This is a genomic window from Pseudomonas tumuqii, assembly GCF_013184545.1.
Lineage (GTDB): Bacteria > Pseudomonadota > Gammaproteobacteria > Pseudomonadales > Pseudomonadaceae > Aquipseudomonas > Aquipseudomonas tumuqii.
Genome location: NZ_JAAOJA010000001.1, coordinates 88187 through 101347, shown reverse-complemented (window position 1 = coordinate 101347; position 13161 = coordinate 88187). Strand labels below are relative to the sequence as shown.

Here is a 13161-nt window from a genome sequence, read left to right as displayed (position 1 = left end):
CTTCGGCCGGTTATCTTCCCGCTTCCCCTGTCAGCATAAGAAGACCGGATGAAAACCCGCGACCGTATCCTCGAATGCGCGCTGATGCTGTTCAACCAGCAAGGCGAACCGAACGTCTCCATCCTGGAAATCGCCAATGAACTGGGGATCAGTCCGGGCAACCTGTACTACCACTTCCATGGCAAGGAACCGCTGATTCTCGGCCTGTTCGAGCGTTTCCAGGCGGAACTGGCGCCGCTGCTCAACCCTCCAGACGACGTACGCCTGGATGCCGAGGACTACTGGCTGTTCCTGCACCTGATCGTCGAGCGCCTGGCGCACTATCGCTTCCTGTTCCAGGACCTATCCAACCTGGCCGGGCGCCTGCCCAAGCTGGCCCGCGGCATCCGCAACTGGTTGAACGCATTGAAACGCACCCTGGCCTCGCTGCTGGCACGACTGAAGGCGGAAAACCAGCTGATCAGCGACACCAATTCCCTCGGCCAACTGGTCGAGCAGATCACCCTGACCCTGCTGTTCTCCCTCGACTATCAGCGCATCATCGGCCGCGAGGGTGAGAGCCGTCTGGTGGTCTATCAGGTAATGATGCTGGTGGCGCCACACCTGACCAGCGAATCACGCTTCGCGGCCGAGCATCTGGCGCGAAGCTACCTGGAAGCCTGAATCTGCAACGCTGACGTCGGCATAAACACAAACGCAAACGCCCGGCACTAGGCCGGGCGTTTGCGTTTACGGCTGCGCGTCTTTAGGACTGGCTGGCCGGTGTTACTGGAGCAACCACGGCTGTCGGAGCAGGCGCAGGTGCAGGTGCAGGTGCAGCAGGTGCCGCTGCGACTGCTGCAGTAGCAGGCTTGACCGCCGGTTTGGCGGCGGCTTTGGCTGCCGGCTTGGCCGCTGGTTTTACCGCTGGCTTCGCAGCCGGCTTCGCAGTCGGCTTGGCCGCAGCTTTAGCTGCAGGTTTAGCGGCTGGTTTAGCGGCTGGCTTGGCCGCAGGCTTGGCTGCAGCCTTAACGGCCGGTTTGGCAGCCGCCTTGACCGCAGGTTTGGCTGTCGGCTTGACCGATTTGACCGAAACGCCGGTCAATTTCTCGATCTGCTTGGTCAGGCTTTCGACCTTGGCGTTGAGCGCTTTCACTTCATTGCGGCTCGGTACGCCGAGACGCGAAATGGCGTTGTTCAGACGCTTGTCGAACGCTTCTTCCAGCTCGCCCCACTTGCCGATCGCCCGGTCCTTGACCTCGTCGACCTTGGACTTGGTGCTGCCCACTTTCGACTCGACAGTGGACTTCACCGCCTCGACTTGCTTCTCGACTTCGCTCTTGGCCAGCTTCTCGGCTTTTTCGCCGTCCTTGACCAGCGTGTCGAACAGCTTGGTGCCGTCCTTGCTGACCTTGGAGTAAGCCCCCAGGCCTGCCAACCAGATCTGACGCGAGTATTTTTCAACCTCGCCGATCCAGGAGCTGGTCTGCTTTTCGGTTTTCTTTTTGACGGCCATGCTGTTCTCCTTATTTGGTACGCGCGACGTGCTCGAGCAACGCGCTCAGCTCATCAAGCTTAGCAGAGAGTGCTGCAACATCCTGCTTGGACGGGATGCCGATGCGGTTGAGCGCACTGGCCACCCGAGTGTCGAAAGCCTTCTCGATTTTATCGAGTTGCACTTCGACTTTACCTTTCACGCTATTGACGTTGCTGGTCACGCTGCTCTTGACGCTATCGATCTGGCTGTTGGCTGCTTCGACCTGCTCATGGACCAGCGTCTTGCCTTGTTTCTCGACGCTTTCGCCGCTCTTGACCAGCTCTTTGAAATACTCGGCGCCTTCCTGTCCGGCCTTGGCATAGGCACCCAGGCCAGCCAGCCAGATCTTGCGGGCGTAGACTTTGACGTCGGTCAGCACGGTGGCTTTCTCTTCGACTTCAACTTTCTTCTTCACGATAACTTTCGACATGGTGCACCTCACGCGCAGTGGTTTGAGGAAACGCCCACGGAATGCAGGCTTGGGCACAAGGTATCGAGGAAAATTAGAATCCACATACTAGTCGCGAAAAATATCCGCCGAGCCTCAGCGGTTGCGCAACGACGACGCTCAGGCCTTGAGGCTCTTATCCAGCACCTCTTCGATTTCCCGCTTGATGCTGCTGCTCATGGCCGACAGCAGCAGGCCGAGGTTGAGTTGCACCCGCACCCGGTCCTCGCCCACCTCGATGCGGCCATCGGCACCGCTGCGCTTGAATTCCAGGGTGTCGCCGTTCCAGCTGTAACGCACGGCGTACTCGCGGGCTAAGCGTTCGGCCAATTGCTCGGCTTTTTCCCGGGCGACCTCGCGACCGAGCGAATGGGGGCGTTCGACATTGATTCTGGCCATCGCATTTCTCCTGGCTGCGACCTTAAGTCGCGCGACTATAGCAATAAGCTGCAGCCGCTAGCTGCACACTGCAAGCTGCACGCAGCAAGAGAAGCCAGGCATTTCGCTTTGGCGATACTTTGCAGCTTGACCCTTGCAGCTCAGCGCGGCCTTTTCGGTTTAGAATGGCCGCCACTTTGATTCAGCCTCTCTATTCAGGTAAGGGCGAGATGAACGACCCGCGCAAGCACAGCGACAGCGAACCCACCACGCACTTTGGTTTTCAGGATGTACCGGAAAGCCAGAAGGCGCAGAAAGTCGCCGAAGTGTTTCATTCGGTGGCGGCCAAATACGACCTGATGAACGACCTGCTCTCGGGCGGCATGCATCGCCTGTGGAAGCGCTTCACCATCGAGTTGTCCGGCGTACGTCCGGGTAACCGGGTGCTGGATATTGCCGGAGGTACCGGCGACCTCGCGCGCAAGTTCGCCAGCCTGGTCGGGCCCAGCGGCGAAGTGGTGCTGGCCGACATCAACGAATCGATGCTCAAGGTCGGTCGCGACCGCCTGCTCGACCGTGGCGTGGCCGGCAACGTGCGGTTCGTCCAGGCCGACGCCGAGAAGTTGCCGTTCCCGGACAATCATTTCGATTGCGTGACCATCGCCTTCGGCCTGCGCAACGTCACCCACAAAGAGGACGCCATCCGCTCCATGCTGCGCGTGCTCAAACCCGGCGGCCGCCTGCTGGTGCTGGAGTTCTCCAAGCCGTCGAGCAGCCTGCTGTCGAAGATCTACGACACCTACTCGTTCAACTTCATGCCCCTGATGGGCAAGCTGATCACCAACGATGCCGAGAGCTACCGCTACCTGGCCGAATCGATCCGCATGCACCCGGACCAGGACACCCTCAAGGCCATGATGGTCGAGGCCGGCTTCGAGCGCGTCACCTACCACAACATGACCGGCGGCATCGTCGCCCTGCACCGTGGCATCAAGCCCTGATGCTCAGCACCGCCCTGCTGGCCGGCGTCGAGCTCGGCCTCAACCGGGTACTGGCCCTGGACAGCACGGCGCGGCCACGTCTGGCATGCTTGAGCGGCCGGGTGATCGCGCTGGACTGCACGGCGCCGGCCCTGCGGCTGTTCATCCTGCCCAGTGGCGAAGGCCTGCAACTGGCCGGGCAATGGGCCGGCGCGGTCGATTGCCGCCTGCGTGCGCCCGCGGCGAGCCTGTTGCGCCTGGCCACCGGCAAGGACAAGACGGCGGTGCTGCACAGCCCGCAAGTCGAACTGGACGGCGACAGCGCCGTGCTCCTGGAACTGGCCGGTATCCTCCAGGACCTGGAACTGGACTGGGAGTACGAACTGTCACGCTGGCTCGGCCCGCTCGGCAGCCAGCTACTCGGCAGCCATATCCGCAGCCGGGCCAACTGGACCGGCCAGACCCTCGACAGCCTGCGCCTGAATCTGGCCGATTACCTCAGTGAAGAATCGCGTAGCCTGGTCGGCCAACGCGAAGCCGATGCCCGCTTCGCCGAACTGGATCGCCTCAAGCTCGACCTCGACCGTCTCGATGCCCGCATCGAGCGCATCATCCAACCGCATAAGCCCACCGCATGAAGCTGCTCGCCGTTCGTCGTCTGCTGCGTATTCAACGCGTGGTCATCCGCTACCAACTGGATGACCTGCTGTTCGCCCAACCCCTGCCGCTCTGGCTGCGCGCGCTGCGCTATGCCCTGCCGTGGCGCTGGCTGCCGCGCAAGGCCCTGCACTTGTCGCGCGGCGCCCGCCTGCGCCTGGCCCTGGAAGAACTGGGGCCGATCTTCATCAAATTCGGTCAACTGCTCTCCACCCGCCGCGACCTGTTGCCGATGGATATCGCCGATGAACTGGCCAAGCTGCAGGATCAGGTGCCGCCGTTCGACCCGGAGCACTCGCGAGCGCTGATCGAAGCCCAACTCGGCGCCAAGGTCGGCGACCTGTTCGCCCGCTTCGACGCCCAGCCGCTGGCCTCCGCCTCGGTGGCCCAGGTGCATGGCGCGCAACTGAAAAGCGGTGAGGAAGTGGTGGTCAAGGTGATCCGCCCCGGCCTCGAACCGGTGATCCGCCAGGACCTGGCCTGGCTGTTCCTGCTCGCCAAACTGGCCGAGAAGGCCTCCGCCGATGCGCGCCGTCTGCGCCCGGTGGAAGTGGTCGGCGACTACGAGAAAACCATCTACGACGAACTCGACCTGCTGCGCGAGGCGGCCAACGCCAGCCAGTTGCGGCGCAACTTCGACGGTTCGCCACTGCTCTATGTGCCCCAGGTGTACTGGGAGCTGTGCCGACCGAAAGTGCTGGTGATGGAGCGCATCTACGGCATCCAGGTCACCGACCTGGCCACCCTCGCCGACCAGCGCACCGACATGAAGCTGCTGGCCGAGCGCGGCGTGGAGATCTTCTTCACCCAGGTGTTCCGCGACAGCTTCTTCCACGCCGACATGCACCCCGGCAACATCTTCGTCAGCACCCGCACGCCCTGGAACCCGCAGTACATTGCAATCGACTGCGGCATCATCGGCAGCCTCACCGCGGAAGACCAGGACTACCTGGCGCGCAACCTGCTGGCCTTCTTCAAGCGCGATTACCGCCGCGTGGCACAACTGCACATCGACTCCGGCTGGGTGCCGGCCGACACCAAGGTCAATGATTTCGAGGCGGCCATCCGCACCGTCTGCGAGCCGATCTTCGAGCGACCGCTGAAGGATATTTCCTTCGGCCAATTGCTCCTGCGCCTGTTCCAGACCGCCCGCCGCTTCAACATGGAAGTGCAGCCGCAGCTGGTGCTGTTGCAGAAAACCCTGCTCAACATCGAAGGCCTGGGCCGCCAGCTCTACCCGGAGCTGGACCTGTGGACGACCGCCCAGCCCTTCCTCGAGCGCTGGATGCGTGAACGGGTCAGCCCGCTGCACCTGCTGCGCAATCTGCAGCAGCAGGCCGAACAGGTGCCGCACCTGTCGCAGATGGCCCGCGACACCCTGGAACGCCTCAACCAGCAGCCGCCCGCGGCGAGCAACGGCGCGTCCGCCAAGCCGCATCAGTGGCCCGTGCGCCTGCTCGGCGCGCTGCTGATCGGCGGCGCGGCCAGCCAAGGGCTGACCCTCAGTCTGCTGGTCTGGCCCAGTTGGGCCATGCTCGCCGGCGGTCTTTATCTGGTGCTGCGCCGATAGCCACACCGCAGCCGCGCTGGCACACTAGAACCCTATCCCACAGGCCCGTGACGGGCGGAAGCAGCGATGACCGACTGGCTCGACGAAATCAACTGGAACAGCGACGGCCTGGTGCCGGCGATTGCCCAGGATCACCAAACCGGCCGCGTGCTGATGATGGCCTGGATGAACCGCGAAGCCCTGGCCCTGACCGCCGCCGAACAGCGCGCCATCTACTGGTCACGCTCGCGCGGCAAGCTGTGGCGCAAGGGCGAAGAATCCGGCCACGTGCAGAAACTGCATGAACTGCGCCTCGACTGCGACGCCGACGTGATCATCCTCAAGGTCGAGCAATTGGGCGGCATCGCCTGTCACACCGGCCGGGAAAGCTGCTTCTATCGGGTGTTCGACAACGGCGCCTGGAAAACCGTCGATGCCGTGCTCAAGGACCCGCATGCCATCTACGCCAAAGGACACAGCCATGACTGACACCCTGAGCCGCCTGGCCGAAGTCCTGGAGGCGCGCAAAGGTGCCGCGCCCGACAGCTCCTACGTCGCCAGCCTGTACCACAAGGGTCTGAACAAGATTCTGGAAAAAGTTGGCGAAGAATCGGTGGAAACCATTCTCGCCGCCAAGGACGCTGCCGTCAGCGGCGACTGCAGCGACCTGATCTATGAAACCGCCGACCTGTGGTTCCACAGCCTGATCATGCTTGCCGCCCTCGGCCAGCATCCGCAAGCAGTGCTGGACGAACTGGATCGCCGCTTCGGCCTGTCCGGGCACGCGGAAAAAGCCGCCCGCCCGCAATCCTGAACAACTATTTATCAACAACCAGCTACTGAGGAGTACACATCATGGGTTTCGGTGGCATTAGCATTTGGCAACTGGTGATCATCCTGTTGATCGTGGTCATGCTGTTCGGCACCAAGCGCCTGAAAAGCCTGGGTTCCGACCTCGGCGACGCGATCAAGGGCTTCAAGAAATCGATGGGTAACGAAGACGGCGACAAGCCGGCGGTCGAAGAGCCCAAGGGCCAGACCATCGATGCCCAGGCGCGCAAGGTTGAAGAACCGACGAAGAAAGACTGAGCCATGTTCGACATAGGCTTTACCGAACTGCTACTGGTTGGCGTGGTTGCCCTGGTGGTGCTGGGCCCCGAGCGCTTGCCCGGTGCCGTGCGCACGGCCGGCCTGTGGATCGGCCGGATCAAACGCAGCTTCAGCGCGATCAAGGCCGAAGTCGAGCGCGAAATCGGTGCCGACGAAATCCGCCGGCAACTGCATAACGAGCAGATTCTCGAGCTTGAGCGGGAAATGAAGGCGATGAAGCAAGATCTCCTCGCACCCTCGGCAACGCCGAACACAACCGCAGCGACCAGCAGCAACGCAGAGGCGACGCCCAGCGCGCCTGCAGCCGCCAGCCAGGATAAAACCCCACAACCATGAGCCGACTAACGGACAGCGACCAGGAAATGCCCCTGGTATCGCACCTGACTGAACTGCGCACACGCCTGCTGCGCATTGTGGGCGCCGTGCTGCTGCTGTTTGCCGGGCTGTTCTACTTCTCTCAGGATATCTACTCGCTGGTCGCCGCACCTCTGCGGGCTTACCTGCCGGAAGGCGCGACCATGATTGCCACGGGCGTTGCCTCGCCCTTCCTGACGCCGTTCAAGCTGACCATGATGGTCGCCCTGTTTCTGTCGATGCCGATCATCCTGCATCAGCTCTGGGGCTTTATCGCGCCGGGCCTGTACAAGCACGAAAAGCGTATCGCCGTCCCCTTGCTGATCTCCAGCATCCTGCTGTTTTACGGCGGCATGGCCTTCGCCTACTTCGTGGTATTTCCGATCATGTTCGGCTTCTTCGCCAGCGTGACCCCGGAAGGCGTGGCGATGATGACCGACATCGGCCAGTACCTGGACTTCGTCCTCACCCTGTTCTTCGCCTTCGGCGTGGCCTTCGAGATCCCGGTGGCGACCTTCCTGCTGATCTGGGTCGGCGTCGTCGACGTGGCCGCCCTGCGCAAAGGTCGGCCCTATGTGATCGTCGGCTGCTTTGTCGTCGGCATGGTGCTGACGCCGCCGGATGTGTTCTCGCAGACCCTGCTGGCAGTGCCCATGTGGCTGCTGTTCGAGGCCGGCTTGCTGTGTGGCAGCCTGGTCAAGCGCCGCGACCAACATGAGGCTGAAGCCGAAGCCGCCGAGCAAGAACACAACGACCAACCGCCTGCCGCTCAGCCGTGAACCTGCTGCTACTGGAAGATGGCGACTTCGTTGCCGCCGATCGGGCGCGGCTCAGCGGCCGCCGTCTCAAGCACCTGCATGAGGTGCACCGCGCTGCAGTCGGCGACAGCCTGCGGGTCGGCCGCCTGAATGGCTTGATGGGTACCGGCCAGTTGCTGCGCCTGGATGCCGAGCAAGCCGAACTCTCGATCGAACTCGACCAGAGCGCCCCGGCCAAACTGCCGCTCACCCTGCTGCTGGCCCTGCCGCGACCGAAGATGCTGCGCCGCGTATTGCAGACGATCAGCGCCATGGGCGTGCCCAGGGTGGTGCTGCTGAACAGCTACCGGGTCGAGAAAAGCTTCTGGCAGACGCCCTTTCTCGAGCCGGCGGCGGTGCGCGAACAGCTGATCCTCGGCCTGGAGCAGGCCCGCGACACGGTGTTGCCGGAAATCATCATCGAGAAGCGCTTCAAGCCCTTCGTCGAGGACCGTCTGCCCGCACTGGCTGCCGGCAGCCTCGGCCTGATCGGCCACCCCGGCGCCTACCCGGCCTGCCCGCGGGCGGTGGATCAAGCCGTGACCCTGGCCATAGGCCCGGAAGGCGGCTGGATTCCCTACGAAGTCGAGATGCTGCAAGAGGCCGGCCTGCAGCCGGTGCAACTGGGCGAACGCATCCTGCGCGTGGAAACCGCGGTTACCGCCCTGCTGGCGCGCCTGTTCTAGTCTCGTGTCGCCCCTGAGCCTGCGGGTGTGCCTGCGAGACGGCGATAGCCGGGACATCGATCGCACGCATGGCGTGCTCCTACGGTTCAGCCTGTAGATCCTATGTTTATGCACAAACCTCGCAGGACGTAGAACTCGTAGGAGCGGCGGGGGCGCCTAGCCCATGCCTGCGATGCTTTTTGCCGTCTCGTAGCCCGTATGCAATCCGGGACCGCACATCGCCGGATTGCATACGGGCTACGGGTTTTCCTCCGCTCGCCGGGCGTGCCAATGCGCCGGCAGCAACTGCCCCTTGAACGCCGGCGCCTCCTCCAGCACGACATCGCCCGGCTGTAGCGCTTCGCCACATTCCGAGCAGACCAGCACGCCATGCATCGGCTGGCCACAGTGGCTGTGCCGATGGCGAATCGGCGCACCTTCGGCGCCGCTCATATGGCGGTCGCCCCAGTTGACCAGGGCCAGCACGGCGGGATACAGGTCGCGGCCCTTGTCGGTCAGGCGGTACTCCTCGCGTAGCGGGCGCTGTTGATAGGCGACCTTGTCCAGCACGCCGGCTTCGACCAGTTTCTTCAGACGCTCGGCCAGCACATGACGGGTCACGCCCAGGCGTTTTTCGAACTCATCGAAACGCCGGATACCGAGAAAACATTCGCGCAGCACCAGCAGGGTCCAACGGTCCCCGACCACCGACAGGGTGCGGGCCAGGGAGCAGGGTTGTTGCTCGAGTTCTTCCCAACGCATTGCACAGTCTCCAGCCAGCGATGGCTCACCATAGCTTGACAGGTTCCAAAATGGAACCGACTATCGAACAAGGTTCCAAAACAGAACTAACGGAGAGCCGCAATGACTGAACGCAAAGCAATCCTGGTGATGGGTGCCGGCGACGCCACTGGCGGCGCCATCGCCAAGCGCTTCGCCCGCGAAGGCTATGTCGCCTGTGTGGCCCGCCGCCACGCGGACAAACTGGCGCCGCTGGTCGCCGCCATCGAGGCTGAGGGCGGTACAGCGCGGGCCTTCGGCTGCGATGCCCGGATCGAAGCCGAGGTGATCGAACTGTTCGCCAGCATCGAGCGCGAGGTCGGCCCACTGGAGGCGGTGGTGTTCAATATCGGCGCCAATGTGCAGTTTTCCATCACCGAGACCACCGAGCGGGTCTATCGCAAGGTCTGGGAGATGGCCGCCCTGGCCGGCTTCCTCACCGGCCGCGAAGCGGCAAAAGTCATGCTGCCACGCGGGCGCGGCAGCATCATCTTCACCGGCGCCACCGCCTCCCTGCGCGGGCGAGCCAATTTTTCCGCCTTCGCCAGCGCCAAGTTCGCCTTGCGCGCCCTGGCCCAGAGCATGGCCCGCGAGCTGGGTCCGCAGGGCATCCATGTCGCCCACCCGATCATCGACGGCGCCATCGACACCGCCTTCATCCGCGAGAGCTTTCCCGAGCTGTACCAGCGCAAGGAGCAGGACGGCATCCTCAACCCCGAGCACATCGCCGAGACCTACTGGCAGATCCATTGCCAGCCACGCGACTGCTGGGTGCACGAGCTGGATCTGCGCCCTTGGACGGAAACCTTCTGAGCCCCCGGCCAATACCGTAGCCCACATGCAATCCGGGAACACGCCATGACGTCACGACAGCTCCCCGGATTGCATCCGGGCTACGGACCTAGCTCTAGCTCGCGAGATCGTAAACAGGCTCTAACCGCCGCACGCTCGCCCAATAACAAGACCTCCCAGAGGTGCATCCAATGAGCAAAACCGTTGAATTCTTCTTCGACTTCGGCAGCCCGACCAGCTACCTGGCCTGGACCCAGTTGCCGCACATCGCCGCAGCGGCCGGAGCGCAGATCGTCTGGCGACCGATGCTGCTCGGTGGCGTCTTCAAGGCCAGCGGCAACCAGTCGCCGGTGAGCATCCCGGCCAAGGGCCGCTACATGCTGCAGGATCTCGCCCGCTTCGCCAGACGCTATCACGTGCCGCTGGCGTTCAACCCGCACTTCCCGATCAATACCCTGCAGCTGATGCGTGGCGCCGTCGCTTACCTCGACTCGGAGCAGTTCCAGCCCTATGTACAGGCGGTCTTCGAAGCACTCTGGGTGCAGCAGCAGAACCTCGGTAAAGCCGAAGTAGTCGCAGAAGTACTCAACGCCGCCGGCCTGGATGCCGCCGAGTTCGAACAGCGGGTCAGCGACGAGGCGGTCAAGCAGCGGCTCAAGGACAATACCGAGGAAGCGCTGCAGCGCGGCGTGTTCGGCGCCCCGACCTTCTTCGTCGGCAGCGAGATGTTCTTCGGCCAGGACCGCCTCGACTTCGTCGCCGAGGCCCTCGCACAGCCGAACTGAACCCCAGTCTTATGGACTCAGCCGCCCTGCAGGCCATTGGCAAACATCCGGGTCACCCGCTCACTGAGTTCGGCGGCACTCAAGCCACCCTGCACGGCCTCGCTCAACTGCCGATCCAGTAGCAGCTGGGCGAGGCCGTGCACCAGGCTCCAGGCCGCCAGGGTCGCCACCTCGGCCTCGCGCGCTGGCGCCGTCTCGTGTACCGCCTGGGCCAGGCGCCGGTACAACGCCAGCGCCGCCTGCTGCAGCTGCGGATAACGCGTCTTGTCCAGACCGGCACCGAACATCAGGCCGAAGCGCCCCGGCTGCTCCAGAGCGAAGCGCACATAGCACTGGCCGAGCGCGGCCAAACCACCGGTCTCGGCGTCCATCCGCCTGCCCAGCTCGCGAAAACCGTCCTCCGCCAGGGCGGCCAGCAGACTGTCGCGGTCGGCAAAGTGGCGATAGGGCGCGTTATGCGACACCCCTGCGCGGCGGGCCACCTCACGCAGACTGATGAGTGCTGCACCGCCTTCGTCGAGCAACTGGGCCGCCGCCGCCAGCAGCGCCGGCTTCAGCTCGCCATGGTGATAGGGCTGGGATTGCTTGCATGTTGACACCGACAACATCTCCTCTTATGTTGGCAACGTCAACATTATGCCGACGACCCGCACCCCGCGCCAGTCGACTCACTACGGGAGGTCTCCCATGCTGTTCATCGCCCTGCTGATCCTGTTCACCCTGCTCGCGCTGCTGGCCGACCGCGGCGGCATGCCGGGCCTGGCCGACTGGCCGGCGCGGATGCGCCTGGCCATGGCCGTCGCCCTGCTGCTGGTCGGCAGCGACCACCTGCTCACTCCGCAACGCTACCTGGCGATGATGCCGGACTCGCTGCCCTATCACCTGGAACTGGTGCTGTTCACCGGGCTGTGCGAGCTGGCCGGCGCCATCGGCCTGCTGCTGCCGCGCTGGCGGCGTTGGGCGGCGCAGGCCCTGGCGCTGTATTTCGTCTGCGTGTTCCCGGCCAATATCAAGAACGCCCTCGAGGGCCTGGACGTCGAGGGCCTGCCGGCGGCGACCTGGTACTACTGGCTGCGCCTGCCGATGCAGCCGCTGATCATTCTCTGGGCACTGTATGCCGGCGAACTGATCGGGCGCCGGCACATGGCAGCGGAGGCCGGGGAAGGCCATTCCACGGCCGGCTGAGCCAGCGGATGGACTGGCCGGCTCCCGGGCGTGGCGCTATGGTCAGTACAGTGCACGCCCCTGGAGCCGACTGCCATGCGCCCCCTGACCCTCGATCTGCCGCGCCTCGAACAGGCTTTGCTCAGCCAGGACGCTGGCGCGCACTACCTGGACCTGGAAACCGGCAGCGTGCTGCGCGTCGCTCCCGGCGCGCCCGCGCCGGGCGCCGAGGAGAAATACGACGTCCAGCCTGATCGCTACCTGGCCATAGAACCCCTGCCCCTGGACGAGCTGCTGGCCATGCGCGCAGCCTTTCTGTTCGGCCTGCACGACCCGCACGCGCATACCCTGCTGCGCCATGCCCTGAGCGGGCGCAGACCCTTGCGCACGTTCGACTACGAGCTGGAAAAACTGCCGCAGCTACAGGACAGCTGGCAGGCCTTTCAGGCCAGACAGGCACGCGAACGGGCTCTCGAGTGGCTAGACAGCAATGGCCTCGAGGCCGCGGGCTAGCCTTGCGAACGTGGGCAGAGTCCCGCCTCAGATGCTCAACCAGCCGCGTTCCAGTGCATATTTCACCAGTCCGGCCGGGGTATCGACGCCCAGCTTGCGGCGAATGCTGAGCCTATGGGTTTCGACGGTGCGCACGCTGATATCGAGCGTGCGCGCGATGGCCTTGTTGCTCAGGCCCTGCACGAGCATCTGCAACACCTCGCGCTCACGCGGGGTCAGCTCGTCGTCAGCGGCCGGCGGGCTGACGGTTTTTTCCAGCAGGTCGGCACTGTAGTAGGTACCGCCAGCGGCAATCGCATCGATGGCGGCGACTATTTCCCGTGAGGCGGCATCCTTCAGCACATAGCCGCGGGCGCCGGCACGGATCGAGCTGGTCACGTATTCGGCGTGGTCGTACATGCTCAGGATCAGGATCTGCATGCCCGGATACTGGCGACAGAGGATCTCGGTCAACTGCAGGCCGGTCATGTCCTTCATGCCGATGTCGACCAGCAGCAGGTCGGGGCGAACCTGGCTGACCAGGATCAGCGCCTCGGCGCCGCTGCTGGCCTCGCCCACCACCTCCAGCTGCGGCATGGCCGTCAATAGCGCACGCAGGCCGTCGCGCACCAGTTCGTGGTCATCGACCAGGGCCACACGGATAGGCTGGCGATCTTCGGATATGTCGGACATG

At 63.9% G+C, this 13161-nt stretch carries 20 protein-coding genes; 14 read left to right on the top strand and 6 right to left on the bottom strand.

Annotated elements, in window-relative coordinates; translation table 11 throughout:
- Positions 1 to 48 precede the first annotated feature (48 nt).
- Positions 49 to 663, top strand: coding sequence for a TetR/AcrR family transcriptional regulator (locus G9C89_RS00490; RefSeq protein WP_172143401.1), 615 nt, complete (start codon positions 49 to 51; stop codon positions 661 to 663).
- Positions 664 to 745: 82 nt separating this feature from the next.
- Here G9C89_RS00490 and G9C89_RS00485 read toward each other — a convergent pair whose 3' ends face one another.
- From G9C89_RS00485 to G9C89_RS00475, 3 genes are all read right to left on the bottom strand, one after another.
- Complete coding sequence (locus G9C89_RS00485) at positions 746 to 1495, bottom strand: phasin family protein (protein ID WP_172143400.1); 750 nt, start codon at positions 1493 to 1495, stop codon at positions 746 to 748.
- 10 nt (positions 1496 to 1505) lie between these two features.
- Positions 1506 to 1946 carry a phasin family protein gene (locus G9C89_RS00480; protein WP_172143399.1) on the bottom strand — a complete coding sequence of 147 codons (441 nt, stop codon included), beginning with the start codon at positions 1944 to 1946 and terminating at the stop codon, positions 1506 to 1508.
- Between the two features lie 138 nt (positions 1947 to 2084).
- Positions 2085 to 2363 (bottom strand): polyhydroxyalkanoic acid system family protein, encoded by a 279-nt coding sequence (locus G9C89_RS00475; protein ID WP_172143398.1) that lies wholly within the window; start codon positions 2361 to 2363, stop codon positions 2085 to 2087.
- Between the two features lie 209 nt (positions 2364 to 2572).
- Between G9C89_RS00475 and ubiE the strand changes: the two genes are divergently transcribed.
- The 9 genes from ubiE (at position 2573) to G9C89_RS00430 (ending at position 8475) form a co-directional block, all read left to right on the top strand.
- Positions 2573 to 3343, top strand: coding sequence for a bifunctional demethylmenaquinone methyltransferase/2-methoxy-6-polyprenyl-1,4-benzoquinol methylase UbiE (gene ubiE / locus G9C89_RS00470; RefSeq protein ID WP_172143397.1), 771 nt, complete (start codon positions 2573 to 2575; stop codon positions 3341 to 3343).
- The gene (locus G9C89_RS00465; protein WP_172143396.1) at positions 3343 to 3960 is read left to right on the top strand and encodes a ubiquinone biosynthesis accessory factor UbiJ; all 618 of its coding nucleotides are present in this window, start codon (positions 3343 to 3345) and stop codon (positions 3958 to 3960) included. The genes ubiE and G9C89_RS00465 overlap by 1 nt, the downstream gene beginning before the upstream one ends.
- On the top strand, positions 3957 to 5549 hold the full coding sequence (ubiB, locus tag G9C89_RS00460; RefSeq protein ID WP_172143395.1) for a ubiquinone biosynthesis regulatory protein kinase UbiB: 1593 nt from the start codon (positions 3957 to 3959) through the stop codon (positions 5547 to 5549). Before G9C89_RS00465 ends, ubiB begins: the two co-directional genes overlap by 4 nt.
- Before the next feature lie 66 nt (positions 5550 to 5615).
- Positions 5616 to 6017: a phosphoribosyl-AMP cyclohydrolase gene (gene hisI / locus G9C89_RS00455; protein WP_172143394.1), complete on the top strand. Its 402-nt coding sequence runs from the start codon at positions 5616 to 5618 to the stop codon at positions 6015 to 6017.
- Positions 6010 to 6342, top strand: a complete 333-nt coding sequence (locus G9C89_RS00450) for a phosphoribosyl-ATP diphosphatase (protein WP_079203446.1) — start codon at positions 6010 to 6012, stop codon at positions 6340 to 6342. Before hisI ends, G9C89_RS00450 begins: the two co-directional genes overlap by 8 nt.
- A gap of 41 nt (positions 6343 to 6383) precedes the next feature.
- Complete coding sequence (tatA, locus tag G9C89_RS00445; protein ID WP_172143393.1) at positions 6384 to 6617, top strand: twin-arginine translocase TatA/TatE family subunit; 234 nt, start codon at positions 6384 to 6386, stop codon at positions 6615 to 6617.
- A gap of 3 nt (positions 6618 to 6620) precedes the next feature.
- On the top strand, positions 6621 to 6974 hold the full coding sequence (gene tatB / locus G9C89_RS00440) for a Sec-independent protein translocase protein TatB (protein ID WP_172143392.1): 354 nt from the start codon (positions 6621 to 6623) through the stop codon (positions 6972 to 6974).
- Positions 6971 to 7771, top strand: coding sequence for a twin-arginine translocase subunit TatC (tatC, locus tag G9C89_RS00435; protein ID WP_172143391.1), 801 nt, complete (start codon positions 6971 to 6973; stop codon positions 7769 to 7771). Before tatB ends, tatC begins: the two co-directional genes overlap by 4 nt.
- Entirely contained in the window at positions 7768 to 8475 is a 708-nt protein-coding gene (locus tag G9C89_RS00430; RefSeq protein WP_172143390.1) for a 16S rRNA (uracil(1498)-N(3))-methyltransferase, read from the top strand. The genes tatC and G9C89_RS00430 overlap by 4 nt, the downstream gene beginning before the upstream one ends.
- Positions 8476 to 8712: 237 nt before the next feature.
- On the opposite strand, the gene G9C89_RS00425 is transcribed toward G9C89_RS00430, so the two are convergent.
- Positions 8713 to 9216 carry a winged helix-turn-helix transcriptional regulator gene (locus tag G9C89_RS00425; protein ID WP_172143389.1) on the bottom strand — a complete coding sequence of 168 codons (504 nt, stop codon included), beginning with the start codon at positions 9214 to 9216 and terminating at the stop codon, positions 8713 to 8715.
- A gap of 102 nt (positions 9217 to 9318) precedes the next feature.
- Between G9C89_RS00425 and G9C89_RS00420 the strand changes: the two genes are divergently transcribed.
- A complete protein-coding gene (locus G9C89_RS00420) occupies positions 9319 to 10047 on the top strand; it encodes an SDR family oxidoreductase (protein ID WP_172143388.1) in 729 nt (242 codons plus the stop codon).
- A gap of 170 nt (positions 10048 to 10217) precedes the next feature.
- On the top strand, positions 10218 to 10811 hold the full coding sequence (locus G9C89_RS00415; protein WP_172143387.1) for a 2-hydroxychromene-2-carboxylate isomerase: 594 nt from the start codon (positions 10218 to 10220) through the stop codon (positions 10809 to 10811).
- A gap of 17 nt (positions 10812 to 10828) precedes the next feature.
- On the opposite strand, the gene G9C89_RS00410 is transcribed toward G9C89_RS00415, so the two are convergent.
- A complete protein-coding gene (locus tag G9C89_RS00410; RefSeq protein WP_172143386.1) occupies positions 10829 to 11410 on the bottom strand; it encodes a TetR/AcrR family transcriptional regulator in 582 nt (193 codons plus the stop codon).
- An 88-nt stretch (positions 11411 to 11498) separates the two neighbouring features.
- On the opposite strand from G9C89_RS00410, the gene G9C89_RS00405 reads away from it, so the two are divergent.
- Positions 11499 to 11996: a DoxX family protein gene (locus G9C89_RS00405; RefSeq protein WP_218575902.1), complete on the top strand. Its 498-nt coding sequence runs from the start codon at positions 11499 to 11501 to the stop codon at positions 11994 to 11996.
- Positions 11997 to 12071: 75 nt separating this feature from the next.
- A complete protein-coding gene (locus tag G9C89_RS00400; protein ID WP_172143385.1) occupies positions 12072 to 12488 on the top strand; it encodes a UPF0158 family protein in 417 nt (138 codons plus the stop codon).
- A 27-nt stretch (positions 12489 to 12515) separates the two neighbouring features.
- Here G9C89_RS00400 and G9C89_RS00395 read toward each other — a convergent pair whose 3' ends face one another.
- On the bottom strand, positions 12516 to 13160 hold the full coding sequence (locus G9C89_RS00395) for a response regulator (RefSeq protein ID WP_172143384.1): 645 nt from the start codon (positions 13158 to 13160) through the stop codon (positions 12516 to 12518).
- Position 13161: the final 1 nt, after the last annotated feature.

What these genes read in the sequence shown, in the direction of transcription:
- G9C89_RS00490 (WP_172143401.1), top strand. Translation starts at nt 49, where the DNA reads ATGAAAACCCGCGACCGTATCCTCGAATGCGCGCTGATGCTGTTCAAC.
- G9C89_RS00485 (WP_172143400.1), bottom strand. Translation starts at nt 1,495, where the DNA reads ATGGCCGTCAAAAAGAAAACCGAAAAGCAGACCAGCTCCTGGATCGGC.
- G9C89_RS00480 (WP_172143399.1), bottom strand. Translation starts at nt 1,946, where the DNA reads ATGTCGAAAGTTATCGTGAAGAAGAAAGTTGAAGTCGAAGAGAAAGCC.
- G9C89_RS00475 (WP_172143398.1), bottom strand. Translation starts at nt 2,363, where the DNA reads ATGGCCAGAATCAATGTCGAACGCCCCCATTCGCTCGGTCGCGAGGTC.
- ubiE (WP_172143397.1), top strand. Translation starts at nt 2,573, where the DNA reads ATGAACGACCCGCGCAAGCACAGCGACAGCGAACCCACCACGCACTTT.
- G9C89_RS00465 (WP_172143396.1), top strand. Translation starts at nt 3,343, where the DNA reads ATGCTCAGCACCGCCCTGCTGGCCGGCGTCGAGCTCGGCCTCAACCGG.
- ubiB (WP_172143395.1), top strand. Translation starts at nt 3,957, where the DNA reads ATGAAGCTGCTCGCCGTTCGTCGTCTGCTGCGTATTCAACGCGTGGTC.
- hisI (WP_172143394.1), top strand. Translation starts at nt 5,616, where the DNA reads ATGACCGACTGGCTCGACGAAATCAACTGGAACAGCGACGGCCTGGTG.
- G9C89_RS00450 (WP_079203446.1), top strand. Translation starts at nt 6,010, where the DNA reads ATGACTGACACCCTGAGCCGCCTGGCCGAAGTCCTGGAGGCGCGCAAA.
- tatA (WP_172143393.1), top strand. Translation starts at nt 6,384, where the DNA reads ATGGGTTTCGGTGGCATTAGCATTTGGCAACTGGTGATCATCCTGTTG.
- tatB (WP_172143392.1), top strand. Translation starts at nt 6,621, where the DNA reads ATGTTCGACATAGGCTTTACCGAACTGCTACTGGTTGGCGTGGTTGCC.
- tatC (WP_172143391.1), top strand. Translation starts at nt 6,971, where the DNA reads ATGAGCCGACTAACGGACAGCGACCAGGAAATGCCCCTGGTATCGCAC.
- G9C89_RS00425 (WP_172143389.1), bottom strand. Translation starts at nt 9,216, where the DNA reads ATGCGTTGGGAAGAACTCGAGCAACAACCCTGCTCCCTGGCCCGCACC.
- G9C89_RS00420 (WP_172143388.1), top strand. Translation starts at nt 9,319, where the DNA reads ATGACTGAACGCAAAGCAATCCTGGTGATGGGTGCCGGCGACGCCACT.
- G9C89_RS00415 (WP_172143387.1), top strand. Translation starts at nt 10,218, where the DNA reads ATGAGCAAAACCGTTGAATTCTTCTTCGACTTCGGCAGCCCGACCAGC.
- G9C89_RS00405 (WP_218575902.1), top strand. Translation starts at nt 11,499, where the DNA reads ATGCTGTTCATCGCCCTGCTGATCCTGTTCACCCTGCTCGCGCTGCTG.
- G9C89_RS00400 (WP_172143385.1), top strand. Translation starts at nt 12,072, where the DNA reads ATGCGCCCCCTGACCCTCGATCTGCCGCGCCTCGAACAGGCTTTGCTC.
- G9C89_RS00395 (WP_172143384.1), bottom strand. Translation starts at nt 13,160, where the DNA reads ATGTCCGACATATCCGAAGATCGCCAGCCTATCCGTGTGGCCCTGGTC.